Origin of the sequence: Vibrio sp. M60_M70 (assembly GCF_037162085.1) — a bacterium.
GTDB lineage: Bacteria > Pseudomonadota > Gammaproteobacteria > Enterobacterales > Vibrionaceae > Vibrio > Vibrio diabolicus.
The window spans coordinates 140,036-153,321 of the sequence record NZ_JARLUL010000002.1; the positions used below are offsets into that span (position 1 = coordinate 140,036).

At 46.0% G+C, this 13,286-nt stretch carries 12 protein-coding genes; 5 read left to right on the forward strand and 7 right to left on the reverse strand.

The window, feature by feature from the left end; genetic code table 11:
• Positions 1-14 precede the first annotated feature (14 nt).
• On the forward strand, positions 15-527 hold the full coding sequence (locus tag P4S59_RS16450; protein ID WP_046875590.1) for an O-acetyl-ADP-ribose deacetylase: 513 nt from the start codon (positions 15-17) through the stop codon (positions 525-527).
• A gap of 132 nt (positions 528-659) precedes the next feature.
• Here P4S59_RS16450 and ygjK read toward each other — a convergent pair whose 3' ends face one another.
• The 3 genes from ygjK to P4S59_RS16465 all read right to left on the reverse strand — a co-directional run bounded on the left by ygjK (position 660) and on the right by P4S59_RS16465 (position 5,823).
• Positions 660-3,350 (reverse strand): alpha-glucosidase, encoded by a 2,691-nt coding sequence (gene ygjK / locus P4S59_RS16455; RefSeq protein ID WP_337168692.1) that lies wholly within the window; start codon positions 3,348-3,350, stop codon positions 660-662.
• Between the two features lie 113 nt (positions 3,351-3,463).
• Positions 3,464-4,231 (reverse strand): transcriptional regulator, encoded by a 768-nt coding sequence (locus P4S59_RS16460; protein ID WP_337168693.1) that lies wholly within the window; start codon positions 4,229-4,231, stop codon positions 3,464-3,466.
• 455 nt (positions 4,232-4,686) lie between these two features.
• Positions 4,687-5,823 carry an MBL fold metallo-hydrolase gene (locus P4S59_RS16465; RefSeq protein WP_337169193.1) on the reverse strand — a complete coding sequence of 379 codons (1,137 nt, stop codon included), beginning with the start codon at positions 5,821-5,823 and terminating at the stop codon, positions 4,687-4,689.
• Positions 5,824-6,003: 180 nt separating this feature from the next.
• On the opposite strand from P4S59_RS16465, the gene P4S59_RS16470 reads away from it, so the two are divergent.
• Complete coding sequence (locus P4S59_RS16470) at positions 6,004-6,249, forward strand: Rho-binding antiterminator (RefSeq protein ID WP_337168694.1); 246 nt, start codon at positions 6,004-6,006, stop codon at positions 6,247-6,249.
• 96 nt (positions 6,250-6,345) lie between these two features.
• Here the strand turns inward: P4S59_RS16470 and P4S59_RS16475 are convergent, their stop codons facing one another.
• The 3 genes from P4S59_RS16475 to ompW all read right to left on the reverse strand — a co-directional run bounded on the left by P4S59_RS16475 (position 6,346) and on the right by ompW (position 9,714).
• Positions 6,346-7,836 carry an MDR family MFS transporter gene (locus P4S59_RS16475; RefSeq protein WP_337168695.1) on the reverse strand — a complete coding sequence of 497 codons (1,491 nt, stop codon included), beginning with the start codon at positions 7,834-7,836 and terminating at the stop codon, positions 6,346-6,348.
• The gene (locus tag P4S59_RS16480; protein WP_193447619.1) at positions 7,833-8,858 is read right to left on the reverse strand and encodes an HlyD family secretion protein; all 1,026 of its coding nucleotides are present in this window, start codon (positions 8,856-8,858) and stop codon (positions 7,833-7,835) included. Before P4S59_RS16480 ends, P4S59_RS16475 begins: the two co-directional genes overlap by 4 nt.
• A gap of 214 nt (positions 8,859-9,072) precedes the next feature.
• Positions 9,073-9,714 carry an outer membrane protein OmpW gene (ompW, locus tag P4S59_RS16485; protein WP_054575255.1) on the reverse strand — a complete coding sequence of 214 codons (642 nt, stop codon included), beginning with the start codon at positions 9,712-9,714 and terminating at the stop codon, positions 9,073-9,075.
• 496 nt (positions 9,715-10,210) lie between these two features.
• Here ompW and P4S59_RS16490 point away from each other — a divergent pair, with 496 nt between their 5' ends.
• From P4S59_RS16490 to P4S59_RS16500, 3 genes are read left to right on the forward strand one after another with little or no spacing between them, the layout of a single operon-like run.
• Complete coding sequence (locus tag P4S59_RS16490; protein WP_005391967.1) at positions 10,211-10,861, forward strand: Qnr family pentapeptide repeat protein; 651 nt, start codon at positions 10,211-10,213, stop codon at positions 10,859-10,861.
• 9 nt (positions 10,862-10,870) lie between these two features.
• Positions 10,871-11,182, forward strand: coding sequence for a cupin domain-containing protein (locus tag P4S59_RS16495; protein ID WP_085344444.1), 312 nt, complete (start codon positions 10,871-10,873; stop codon positions 11,180-11,182).
• Between the two features lie 38 nt (positions 11,183-11,220).
• Positions 11,221-11,841, forward strand: coding sequence for an HAD family hydrolase (locus P4S59_RS16500; RefSeq protein WP_337168696.1), 621 nt, complete (start codon positions 11,221-11,223; stop codon positions 11,839-11,841).
• A 116-nt stretch (positions 11,842-11,957) separates the two neighbouring features.
• On the opposite strand, the gene P4S59_RS16505 is transcribed toward P4S59_RS16500, so the two are convergent.
• Entirely contained in the window at positions 11,958-13,136 is a 1,179-nt protein-coding gene (locus tag P4S59_RS16505) for a lytic polysaccharide monooxygenase (protein WP_100088169.1), read from the reverse strand.
• Positions 13,137-13,286: the final 150 nt, after the last annotated feature.

Genomic DNA, 13,286 nt, shown 5'->3' on the forward strand with positions numbered 1-13,286 from the left:
GAAGGCTCAAAAAAATGAACGCGATCTCGTTAGTCCAAGGCGACATTACCACCGCACATGTCGATGCCATCGTGAATGCAGCAAACCCGAGAATGCTCGGCGGAGGTGGCGTCGATGGTGCCATTCATCGCGCAGCAGGGCCTGCGCTTATCAATGCGTGTTATGCCGTTGATGATGTCGACGGTATTCGATGCCCGTTTGGTGACGCACGCATTACTGAGGCTGGCAATTTAAACGCGCGTTACGTCATTCATGCCGTTGGCCCGATTTACGATAAATTCGCCGATCCAAAAGCGGTGTTGGAATCTGCATATCAACGTTCGCTGGATCTCGCGCTCGACAAGCATTGCCAAAGTGTGGCACTGCCTGCGATTTCTTGCGGAGTGTATGGTTACCCGCCCCAAGAAGCAGCAGAAGTCGCGATGGCCGTTTGCCAAAGACCGGAATACGCGGCACTCGACATGCGCTTTTACTTGTTTAGTGAAGAGATGCTTTCGATTTGGCAACGCGCCCTAACCCAGCACTAAAATCTGTGTGACAAGAGACATAAAAAAACCGGACTGCCAATACAGTCCGGTTTGTCTTATTTATCACTGAATTATCGTTCGTTAAGCGCTACGAATACTAGGGGGTCATCCAAAGCGCCTAATGTGTGCGATCTAGTTTTTGAAGAATCCGTTGTACATCATGTACAAATGCGCCGCAGACCAAGAGAAGTTCGACGCACCTTGTACCGCGCCCGTCTCTGGGTTGTAGTTTTCACGGATTGGCATGTCACCCGTCATACCTTCTGCGTTGTTAAACAGCTCATTCGCCATCGCAATCGCTTCTTCTTTGTAGCCGTAGTTTTCCATCGCACGGAAGCCAAAGTACACTTGGTCTAGCCACACGCGACCACGCCAGTACACATCTTTACCGTAAGCAGGGTTAGTTTGCGATGCGGTCGGCAAAGGCACACCCGTTCCTTGGAATTTATCTGGCGTGTTGAACTCGTCTTGATCACGCATCACCGCGATCACTTTATCGGCATGCTCTTGCGTTGCTGCACCATTAAACAGCGGCGACCAACCTTCAGGGCCTTTTCCACGCTCTACAATCGGCAAACCCGCACAGCCATTTGCAAGAGGTGCAGGAGTAGTGCCATCTTCAGCCACATTTAAGTGAATGTCGTAGAAGAATCCTGTGCTTTCATCAAACATACATTGGTTAATGTACGTCTTGATTTTTTCTGCGCCGTTAAGGAATTCTTGCGCACGATCTTTACCTTCTACGCCATCGGACACCAACTTCGCCATTTCCGCTAAGTATTTGTTGTCTGAGTACATGTAAGAGGCTTGATCCACCGATTCTTGCAGCATAGAGAAGCCAAGCAGCTCGCCGTCCGCAGCGTTATTGTTGGTGCGGTTTTCTGCAAAACGAACTTCCCAATCTTTCTTCGCTAGATCGAGTTTCGCTAAGTTTTCCGCTGACGTATTGCTGTACACCCACTCTTCGCCTTCCAGCTTGATGCTGTTATCAAAGCCGTACGCACTTGCCGCGTAGCGACCAAGTTGATCCACATTTTTGTCTGGATTGCTGATGTCTTCAGCTTGCGAATTCATGTTGTGGATATTGTAGATAAAACCAAAACGAGCCGCGTTATCCATGCCCGATTCCCAGCCTGCCGCTTCTTGTGCGCCGACGTGAATCGTCATGTAATCCACTTCATCAAGAATCTTATTGTAAGACGCCATGCCTTTTACTTTATAAGAATTACCGTTTTGCTCGATGATGTCTTCTGCCGGAATAATGGTCGTGAAGTTAGGATCGCGCGTTTCTACCCAAACGTACATCACGCCTTCTTCCGTGTTGTGTGCTGGGTCCACTGCCGCGCCGTATTCAGGCACACCATTTTGGTTGTGGTCGCGGTTTGATAGCCACCAATCGTGGTATGCCACCAACTTCGGATACATTTCATCAATGAATTTTTGCGCGTCTTCTGGGCGATCAAACTGGTTCACGAGAGCGTGATACACCTCCATCACAGACCATGCCGCCAACGATGGTTTCGTATTGCGTTCGTTCCAGTTTTCAGAGCCAGCACCACCACGACTAACAGGTTTGGTGTACGTCAATACATCCAGCAAGTAGCCTTTGTCTTGCGAACGAATCTTGTCATCAGCTTGAACTTGCTCTTGGAATACCGTGCGAATGTTGTCCATCGCAACATCTGGGTTGAAATGCGCCATCGCGTACGCTTGTTTCCACGAATCCCACGGCCATGTTAAGTTACCAGAGAACCAACGCGCAGTGACCGATGGCGTGACTGTCGCTTGTTCAATATCGCCCGCCGCAGAGCGCCAGTTACCGTTTAGGGTCTCCATCGCTTTTACCGCTACGCGAGCTTGGTCTGCTGTCGCTTCTTTGTTGATAAGACCATTCGCTAAATAGCCGTCCCAACGCGCTTTCGACGCTTCCATGTATTGAGTTGGATTCGCCAATACATCTTGCAATTTCAACGATTCTGACTGCACTTCTTTCGCATTATGCAGGTTAGAATACGCCGTATAAACCGCCGATGTTTGCTCAGCTGGTAGGCTCATCTCCGCGGTAGAACTGAATGAGGTTTCGTTGGTGAACGTCTTCGTCGGTAGAGAACGAGTAATGCGGAACTCGGCATCGCGATCATTACGGATCGCCCAGTTGTCTTTCATCTCGCTAAAGTTAATTTTAATGCCGTTCTCAATGGTCGAAATTTGGCGCTTGTAATCTGGGTAGTACTGCGCAACGGTTTGGTCTTTGCGCGTCGACAGCGCGTATTTCACCAACTCGCCGTCCCACTCCAACGCCAAGTTCATATCACGATCAGTTTTGTTAGTGATGAGCGTTTCCACCAGCGAAGAGCGATCAGTCACGAAGCGCAGCACCATTTGCACGTGAATATCCTCCAAGTCCAACACCTGCACTAACGCACCTGGAATGGAATAGACTTTCGCTTCTGCGTTCGATAAGTCGTAAGTTTGGCCACTCACTTTGTCGGTCAACGTGAGCTTGTCGAACGTTTGGCCAGACATAAAATGCGCGTACTCTTGCGTCACTTGCATAATACCGCCGAAAGCGCCATAACCCGCCGCATCTTCAGGTAGCAAATGGCCATGCCACGCGCCGTTATCCGTCAACGCGTTGTACTTCAGGTTCGAATAACTGTCGTAATCACGCAGGTAAGTTGGATTACCAGTACGATCAATCACGTTAGTAAATTCCGAAGTTGGCGCCTGTGGTAAACGGATTTCAGTTTTATCATTGGAACCACATCCAACAAGCGAAATAGTAGCCCCGATCAGAATGGCAAGTGTGCTCTTTTTAAACATACTTTTTCCCTATTATTTACGTTATTTTTATATCCTCATTTATATAAATGAGTTTTTAGTGTGCAGAAGCCCGGCTCGCACTAAATAAGCACGAGCTTCCAATAATTATTCTTTTATTTTTCTTTAGCGATAGTGATGGATTTTAATAAATCGCCATTAATATTCGGAATTGTGTCAGCCAAAAATATCTGATTACCAGGCGTAAAAGTGAGTAAAACATTTTTTAGTCGTTGACTGTTTTCACTGGTTTTATTTTGAACATCAAACTCAATTAATTTGTTGTACACTTCATTTGCCAGTTTTTCTTCTTGTTCTTCGGTAATCGCAATGCGTCCAACACAAATTGGAGGTCGAATATCGTGGCTAAACACTTCTTCACGAAAGCGCTGTGCAAATAGCGTGTCTAAATTTGAACCTTCTTCAAAAATAAAGCGGCCTGTATCTTTAAATTGATAGTGTTTATCCCCTTTCAGTTCAATGTAATCCATCATTTCTAGTGCACGTAAATAGAGCGCAACGGAAGTATCACTCAGCTGGTATCTCCGTGCGATCTCTTCTAAAGACCACTCAGGTCGACGCAAAAGATAAAGAAAATCAAATAAGTGAGGATATTGATGAAAAATCTCACTGTTGGTGTCGGTGATAAACTGTTCACTCTCTTGCTGCAGCTGCTTACCTCGCATGGATAACTCAACCAAATCCGTATCTAGGTGCGTGGCGTACAACAAGATTTTATCTAAACCAAGAGACGTATTGTGAAGCTGTCTTTTTATAGTAGAAAGCGGGATTCCAAGTCCAATAGAAAGCTCAGAATATCCAATGCCTTTTTCTTTTATTTTTTCTCGGAAAGCAGCAAGTAAATACGTTGCAGAATTATTCATCTAACAATGCCTGTATTTTATTTATTCAGCATCCATGATGATAAATTCAAGAGAGTCCTACTCTTGTGATTTTGGTCTCAATATTCTATCTTGTTGGCGTAAAACATGTCTTATCCATTAGATTTTTTACTTTTCTTTAACTGGATACATTTTACCCATCCAGAACAAGTTATAGCCATTGCTCTATGGGCTTATCAAGATAATAGTCAGTATAATTGTTTTGAAGAGTAAAATTAAGATAGCAAAGATTTTTACTAAAACTTTTCTGATAAGAGCGCAAATTTTCAGATGAAAAGTATCAAAAAATGACACCAATCGATTTATAAAAGCGTGAGATCACAATTGGAAAGTGAATCTATGGAAATTTTTAATTTCAATGACCAGTAAAAACCTTGTTATATTCTGAAAATAACAAGGTTAATTTATAAAATAATTATTGAAGTAAGATCATGCTATTAAGTCAAAATTATATCTGGCTCACATATTTCTTTTTCTCGCCACCATTGTTTATTTATATGTTCTTGATGAACGTAAAAACTCTGCCCCGGCATTGGCGTCAGCAGCGTTATATGTTCTTTTTTACAATGGGTAAGCAAATCTAAAATCGGTTCGTCCCAGCGGTGAGTAAACAGTTCGTATGTAGCCCAATGTACTGGCAACAGTTTTTTCGCATTTAAATCGCGAAACGCTTGCACGGTATGATGAGCCTGCATGTGCCCCCAGTTTTCGACCGGATAACCTTGGCCTTTCACATCAGCAGCCACTTCCAAACAAGCAATGTCGATTGGTCCATATCTCAGTGCGATCTCGGAAAAGTGCGAATCGTAAGCTGAATCGCCACTAAAATAGAGCGTCTCTTCTTTGCCTTTGATGACCCAAGAAGCCCACAAGGTCGAGTTTTTATCGAAATAAGTACGACCCGAATTATGGTTAGCGGGCGTACAAATCAGTTCGATTCCGGCATAGTGCACGCTATCCCACCAATCGAATTCCACGATGTTGTCTGCGCAAACGCCCCACTTTATCAGATGCTTGCCAACCCCTAAGGGTACATAAAACGTCACGGGTTTATCGGCGTAGAAACGTATGGTCGACGCTTCTAAATGGTCGTAATGATCGTGCGAAATCACGATAATTTCAGGAATCGGCAAACAATCTCTGGCGTGAGTATTGGGAATATTGCGTTCAAACCAAGCTTTTGCGATGAACGGAGAAGCGTAATCAAATACCGGATCGGTCAGAATTCGAATGCCATCGACCTCCACCAGCATAGTGGAATGGCCCAGCCAAGTAAGGCGCATCGATTCACTTCGCTGCGCAAACTGCGTAGGTTGAATTGGGGAATGTGGCAGATGTTCGTTAGGACTCAACGGCGTTCTACCACCAAGATAACTCCAACACACCTGCCAGAATGATTGCGGACTAGGCAAATTTGGCATCTCGTTTTTAACGCGGCCGTTTTCAAATTGAGGCGAGTGGTGAACACGGTGCGCCAGCTGCGCATGGTAGGTTTGAGGCGGAATCAGTGAACTTGGCTTTTGTGTCTTTTGTTCACTCGTTAGGTATGTGCGCTTAAGTATCGTTTCAGACATATCGTAGTTTTGTCTCGCTTGCGAACGCTCAACAGTAGGTTTATTAAAACGTGCGTGTATGTCTATTTCGTGACCAAAATGAGGTGTAAGATGAAGATTCAGTTTCAATCAAACGTCTTCTATTTAAGGATACGGTTCTCAAACCTTCTGAATACTGCGTCGGTTTGAAAGGAGAAAACTATGGTGACTTGCAGCCAATACTATTTTATTGAAATCGCCTGTATGTTTAAGCTCCCGATCGAGATCACACTAAAAAATGGTGAAACTCATCAGGGCAACGCGTTCGACACAGGCTACGACATGCAGCGACAAGAGTGCTTGTTTTTAGATATGGATGGTGAGCACATCGCCTTCCCGACTGAACAATTAGTCGCAATGCGCGCGCTCAAAGCCAATCCGCATTTTGATGAAGTGACGTTTGAGTAAACGTCCGTCTTTCATTGACACCGTCCAATAAAAAACGCCTCTCAAGCTGACACAACTTGAGAGGCGTTCTCTGGCACAGTTCACCTGAACTTGTTGTTATTCACGCGACCGGATGAAAACCAGCATCGGCATCATGATCACGAACATCACTCCCACAAGCTGGAAAGTGTGTACAAACGCAACCATTTGCGATTGCTGCTGCAACATCTGTTGGTATTGGTCTAACGCAACCGGGTCGGTAATAGAAAGCCCCTGATTGGCCGCCCAGTCATGCAAGTTAGGATTATAAGGATTAATACCCTCTCCCAGCGCATGCCATTGCTGCTGACTATCACGATATTGGAACGTGGTGGCGATAGAGATACCAAACGAACTACCAATCGTACGGAACAAATTGTAAATACTTGCCGCCGCGACAGATTGCTCTTTCGGAATCGTTAAATACGCCAAGGTGGACAGCGTCGAGAAGGTTAAACCAAGCCCCATGCCCTGAATCATACTCGGCATCACAATCCAAAATGTATCGATCTGCAGTGAGTATTGCGTCATCAAATAACTACCAATCCCGATGCAGCTCAAGCCAAAGACTATTTTGATTCTGGGATCGAATTGCGGATTGAGCTTAATCACCAAAATCAACATCGCCGCTGACGCCAATCCACGCGGTGCCATTAATAAGCCAGTGGTTGAGACCGGATAATCCAACAAGCTTTCCAACAACATAGGTTGTTGAGTCGTCAGGCCAAACATCGCCATCGACACCACGGCAATCATCAACGACGAGACCATAAGATTTCGGTCTTTAAGCAGCCATAATGGCGCTATTGGGCTTTTGGTTTTCCAGCTGCGATAAATCCACATCACCGACCCCATGACAGCGAGTAATATCGCGGTCTGGATCATACGTGAGTTGAGCCAGTCTTCTTCGTTACCTTTATCCAACACAAACTGCAACGCGCCCACACCTAACGCCATGTAACCGATGATCCACCAGTCAAAGTTAGGTTTGGATTTGTTGTCGATGTGGATATAGCGATAAATCAAAGAGGTACAGATCAAACCGAATGGCAAGTTAATGTAAAAAATCCAGCGCCAGTTGATGTTGTCGGTGATCACGCCACCCACGACTGGGCCCAAAATAGGACCAAGCAAAATGCCGATGGAGAAAATCGCCATCGCTTTGCCTTTTTGCTCGTACGGATAAATCTGCACTAACGTCGACTGCGCCAATGGAATCACCGACGCGCCGAAAGCGCCTTGGATAATGCGAAATAGCACCATCTCTTCAAGAGACTGTGCTTGCCCACAAAGCGCACTGGCAACCACAAAACCGATCACAGAAACCAGCATGACTTTGCGTTCACCAAAGCGCGACACCCAGAAACTGGTCATCGGAATGAAGATCGCTTCCGCCATGCTGTAACCCGTCAGCACCCAAGTAATTTGGTCTGCCGTTGCGCCCAATGCGCCCATCATGTGCGATAGCGACACGTTCGCAACGGTCATATCGATTAACACCATGATGGCAGAAAGCATCACGGCGACGGTGGCAATCCCCCGTTTGTCTGCCGTAATTTGATGACTCATTGCACGCTACTTTGCAAATCAATTGTGACTTCTGAGCTCGCACCCACGCGAAGTTGCGGCGCATCGGCCGGTACTTCTAATGCCAAACGTACAGGGAAACGCTGTTTGATTTTAACCCAGTTACCCGTTGCGTTTTCTGGTGGCATCAAGGAGAACGATGTACCACTCGCAGGCGACAGCTGTTCTACCGTTGCTTTCCACACCACGTCTGGGTACATATCAATCACCACATCCGCATGCATGCCAGCTTTAATATGAGTAAGATCGGTTTCTTTAAAGTTCGCGCGTACCCAATAGCTGTCTTTTAAAATCACAGGGAACAGCGTTTGACCCACGCTAACGACCGAGCCCACGTGCGTATTGATTTCTCCGGCAATGCCATCCACTGGTGACGTAATGTCGGTGTAACTCAAGTTCAGCTCCGCTTGCGCTAACTGCGCTGCCGCTTGTTGAACGACCGCAGCCTCTACGCCTTCTTCACCACGGTTCGCAATGGCTTTTTCTACCGTCGCACGCGCTTGCTCTAGGCTCGCTTGGGCATTAGCAAGTTTGTTTTTCGCCGTATCTAAATCTTGGTCCGACGCCAGTTTGCGTTTCACCAGTGAGTCTGTACGTTTGTACTCCACTTGAGCTTCTGTCAGGTTAGAGCGCGCCGCATCTAAGCCCGCTACGGCTTCAGTTACCTGCTTATCGGCAACGTCATGTTGCTGGACCGCCAATTGGTATGCCGCTTTTGCTTGCTTCACTGCCAACAGATATGGGCGTGAATCTATCTTCAGCAGTAGGTCACCTTTATTAACAGATTGGAAATCTTTGGCATCCACAGAAACCACTTGGCCTTTTACCTGAGGCGCTACCGACAAAATTTTTGCCCTAACGTAGGCATCTTCCGTGCTTGGATGACTGTCAGAATACTGCCAAGACCAATACATCGCACCAAATGCGATAACACAGAGAGTAAAGAAAAGAGTTTTTACCAGCTTAGATCTGGAGGAAGAATGCTTCGCGATGTCGCCGCTCATTTATATTGTCCACTTGTTCAATTATGTGATCAGTGTAGGACTTTTCGATCTTCGGACAATAAAATGATCTGCAAGGTAAAGATCCAATTTTGCGTGTTGCTAAGTTGAGTAAATGATGTGCAATCAAAACGAGGATAAAAAAGAGGGGCAGTCCCCGTAACCGCCCCCAAAGTCATGCCAATAATAGTAATGTGCGTGTAACTACTGGTTTTTCTTAGAACTTGTAACCGCCGCTGATCATAAATACCCAAGGGTTAATTTTGACGTCGGTTTTTTGCTTCGCTCCACCTGCTTTGTAAGTTGCTTCTGTTTCAATGTTTGCGTACCACGCAGCAGCGTTGAGGAACCATTGATCGTTGATCATGTAATCCACACCAATATTCGCTGCTAGACCGAATGAGTCATCCAACTTAAGATCTGAAAGACCAGCGCCTTTACCCGTGCTATTGAAGCCCTCATCAAAGAACATGGTGTAGTTGAGACCTGCACCAACGTATGGACGGAACTTACTTTGTGGCTCGCCAAAGTAGTACTGCACCATTAGCGTTGGTGGTAAATGTTTGGTTTTCGCGATATCACTACCAACCAAATCTGTCGAAATATCGTGGCTGAATGGTGTTGCTGCTAGAAGCTCTAGGCTGATGTTATCTGTGAACATGTAGCCAAACGTCAAACCAAGCTGCGTATTTGAATCCACTTTCAATTCTTCTTGAGAACCAAGAATCTTATCGCTGCTGTCATTAGGAACGACAGACGCCGCACCAACACGAAGAACGAAGTCACCTTGTTTATGAGCGAAAACACTTGGTGACACGAGTGCAGCAACCACTGCTAGACTGCAGATTGTTTTTTTCATTTTTTATTTCCTTTTATAGGGCTTCGTTATGTCGTACCCAAAGGTGTGCCTGCTGACTGGCCTTAGATTTCAAGTAAACTCAGCGCCTTGAAGCACACGGGCATCTATATTTTTTTGAGCTGCGCGCAATCTAGCACATAGAAACCCTACTATTTTGATGGAAATCAATTTGTGAAAAATATAGGTTTTTTGTATAGAGAAACGCCATACCGATCAACAAATTATGCAAATCGGATACAATTCTGTAATGCAAACTGTGCGTGTGAGAAGCCATGCCTACTCAAAAACACGAATCCTCTCGCTAGGGCTCGTAGCCAGCAAAAACTTTTTTCTTCCTCTACGTCTTCTATTTTCAAAAAACAACCCACTTAAAACGCTCGTTTGACCCCTTAAAATTGCGATTTGAGGGGTTTGTAAAACACTGAAATACAAGAAGTTATTTTTCTGGAAGATCAGTCACTTGGAGTGCTAGTCTGCTCGCAGCTAAGGAGAAGATATGTTAAAAACCGATCTCATTTTTGAACGAGAAAACTTTTCTCATCACGATTTTCAGAATGCCACCTTTAAAAACTGCCACTTTTACATGTGCAGTTTCGACCATGCCGATCTGCGCGATGCTAAGTTCATCGACTGTCGCTTTATCGAATCCAAAGCGCTAGAGGGGTGTAGTTTTCGCTTCGCGAACTTAAAAGACGCCAGCTTTACAAACTGTATGTTGGCGATGAGCCTGTTTAACGGCGCAAATTGTATGGGCTTGGAGCTGCGTAAGTGCGATCTCAAAGGGGCAAACTTCCAAGGTGCGAACTTTGCTAATCGCGTCAGTAACACCATGTTTTTCTGTTCTGCTTTTATTACTGGCTGCAACCTCACCTACTGTAACTTCGAGCGAGTGTTACTAGAAAAATGTGACCTCTTTGAAAACCGTTGGAACGGTGCGAACCTCGCAGGGGCAACTCTCAAAGGCTCGGATTTATCTCGCTGCGAATTCTCGCCAGAACAATGGGGAACCTTTAACGTTGAGCAGTGTGATCTGACTCATGTCGAACTAGACGGGCTGGATGTTCGCCGCGTTTCTCTGTTTGGTGTTAAAATTTGTGATTGGCAACAAGAGCAATTGCTTGCGCCTTTTGGACTGATCATTATCTAAGGAAAGGCCATGAACCTGTTTAAAGACTTACCGAATAACCTCGACGAGGAAGTGTTCGAAGACCTGCTGACCCACAAAAACCTGCGTATAGAACGCATTGTCTCAACAGGGCAAACCTCGCCCAAAAGTGGCTGGTACGATCAAGAAGAACATGAATGGGTATTGGTTCTTAAAGGAGCTGGAGAGCTGACTTTTGAATCAGGTGTAGTGAAACGACTTGAGGCAGGCGATCACGTGACAATTCCGGCTCATACCAAACACAAAGTGAGCTGGACTGACCCAACGCAAGAAACCATTTGGTTGGCAGTGTTTTATCAATAAACACAAAACGATCTTAAATCGAAAAATAGGCGCTGAATTTGCTCGATACTACCAAGCCGTCACTGGCACTGTTTGATTTTGATGGCACCATCACCCGAGAGGATATGTTTAGCCTTTTCCTCCACTATTCTGCTTATGGCCTGCGCAAACGAGTAGGAAAGCTCGCTATCATGCCATTTTATGTGCTGTACAAACTCGGAGTGTTACCCGCTCGTCTTATGCGTCCGCTCAGCAGTTTTATTGCATTTTCAGGGAAAGAAACGCAGCAAATTGAAGCGATTGGCGCTCAGTTTGCCCATGAAGTGATCCCGCTGTACTTACGGCCAGAAGCGATGGAAAGGTTGGCGTGGCATCAACACAGAGGCGATACCATTGTGGTGGTGTCGGCATCACTCAATGCGTATCTCAAGCCTTGGTGTGAAGCGAACGGTTACCACTTGCTGTGCAGTGAACTGATCTCAGAGCAGCCAAAACTGAGTGGCTTTTACCAGCAAGGTGATTGCAGTTTAGAAAGAAAAGTCTCACGTGTGAAAGCGGCGTTTTCACTCGACGAGTTTGCATCTGTTTATGCCTACGGTGATACACACGAAGACATTCCGATGCTCAAACTGGCAGACTACGCGATGCTCAACTGGAGCGAGTGGAGAGCAAGCGAATAACGATATGTGCTCTGATTTTCAAGACAACCACTCGACCAAAGTGGTCGTTTTAGACTGAAAAAACAAACCCTTCTCACATGAGAAGGGTTTTATTGATCAGGGCCCGAATAAATGGCTTAACGCCATACACCCCATTGACCCGTTGTGCCTGGTTCCTCACCAGACGTCCACCACTGAGCGGTCCATTCTTTACCGTTGTGCGTCACCACATCACCTTGGTCGTAAACAGCCGTCTTGTCCCACAAGTTGGTTGGTTCAACTGGTGGCGGTACATCCGCTTTGATCAGTGACAACGCATAACTGAAGTCTGCGCTTGGCGCTAATACTTGGTTCGCATTCACGTTCTTACTATCGAACATGTAGTGGTTCATCTCTTGATGCCAAATGCCCACATACCAATCGCCCGTTTGCTGCGCGTTAAATTGATCCGCAATTTCTGCCGCCCAAGTCGTCGTATTGTTTGCGCTGATTGGCAGTGAAATATCAACAATTTCATTGCCTGTCGCATTAAACGTACGGAAACGGATGGTGTCACCCGCTTCTACTGGTCCAAAACCTTGCTGAACAAAGTAGCCCAGAGATGTCAGATTATTACCCGGTTCGGTTGGATCAACGGGGTCAGTCGGCGGCGTCGTACCTGTTCCGTTTAACGTAATGTCACTACAGTTGTAGAAACCTTCACCAGCCACATCAATGCGCTGCCAACGAGTATAAAGCACTGCATCGCCGGAACGATCAGCAGGGAAAGTCACCTGAATACGGTAGCGTTTTTCCGCATCAACATACACGTCACCTGCGGTGTCGATCAGCTCTAAATCACTCCAAGTAAGCGGTTTTGAATCATCATAAGTCGGCTTGGTGAGATAGAATTCCCAGTACGATGGGTTGTGCGGCGCCTTGCCGTAAAACACCAATTCAATCTGGTTGTTTGCATCTGGCGTAACATTGGTGCGCTGCCAGTTTGGAGAAGGAATGTTCAAACCTTTCTTAGCGGCATCGCCGGCAGAACACAGTTCGCCGTCACGGACTACGGCTTTAACATGCTCCATATCTCGGTAATTTGGTACGTTTGCTGCAATTTCACTGCGTTGCACAAACGGGTAAGCACCAGATTCTTCAAAAGCCGCTTTACACGCTTGGTTGGGGATCTCATTGGTCCAAAAACCACCGTCTAAATAACACGTATTCTGACGAGCACTTGGAAATTCTACCCAGCCGTGGGCGTTGACGTTAAATGAGCTCAATGCGGCAACAGCGCTTAAGCTCAAAAGAGGAAGTGTTACATGTGATTTCATCGTTCATCCTTAAATTTGCTGACTCGCCGCTCATGAACACAAGCGGTTTAAGCAAAACTAGCAGGATGAGATTATTTCGAAGGTGAGAATAAAGGTGGAAATTGTAAGAGTGCCATCTGCTTTCCAGCATTTGTTGTGTACTTATCTCAT

Excerpts from the sequence above, each read along its gene's own strand:
- P4S59_RS16475 (WP_337168695.1), bottom strand. The coding sequence starts at position 7,836 with ATGAGTCATCAAATTACGGCAGACAAACGGGGGATTGCCACCGTCGCC.
- P4S59_RS16465 (WP_337169193.1), bottom strand. The coding sequence starts at position 5,823 with ATGTCTGAAACGATACTTAAGCGCACATACCTAACGAGTGAACAAAAG.
- ompW (WP_054575255.1), bottom strand. The coding sequence starts at position 9,714 with ATGAAAAAAACAATCTGCAGTCTAGCAGTGGTTGCTGCACTCGTGTCA.
- P4S59_RS16470 (WP_337168694.1), top strand. The coding sequence starts at position 6,004 with ATGGTGACTTGCAGCCAATACTATTTTATTGAAATCGCCTGTATGTTT.
- P4S59_RS16495 (WP_085344444.1), top strand. The coding sequence starts at position 10,871 with ATGAACCTGTTTAAAGACTTACCGAATAACCTCGACGAGGAAGTGTTC.
- P4S59_RS16450 (WP_046875590.1), top strand. The coding sequence starts at position 15 with ATGAACGCGATCTCGTTAGTCCAAGGCGACATTACCACCGCACATGTC.
- P4S59_RS16505 (WP_100088169.1), bottom strand. The coding sequence starts at position 13,136 with ATGAAATCACATGTAACACTTCCTCTTTTGAGCTTAAGCGCTGTTGCC.
- ygjK (WP_337168692.1), bottom strand. The coding sequence starts at position 3,350 with ATGTTTAAAAAGAGCACACTTGCCATTCTGATCGGGGCTACTATTTCG.
- P4S59_RS16480 (WP_193447619.1), bottom strand. The coding sequence starts at position 8,858 with ATGAGCGGCGACATCGCGAAGCATTCTTCCTCCAGATCTAAGCTGGTA.
- P4S59_RS16460 (WP_337168693.1), bottom strand. The coding sequence starts at position 4,231 with ATGAATAATTCTGCAACGTATTTACTTGCTGCTTTCCGAGAAAAAATA.
- P4S59_RS16490 (WP_005391967.1), top strand. The coding sequence starts at position 10,211 with ATGTTAAAAACCGATCTCATTTTTGAACGAGAAAACTTTTCTCATCAC.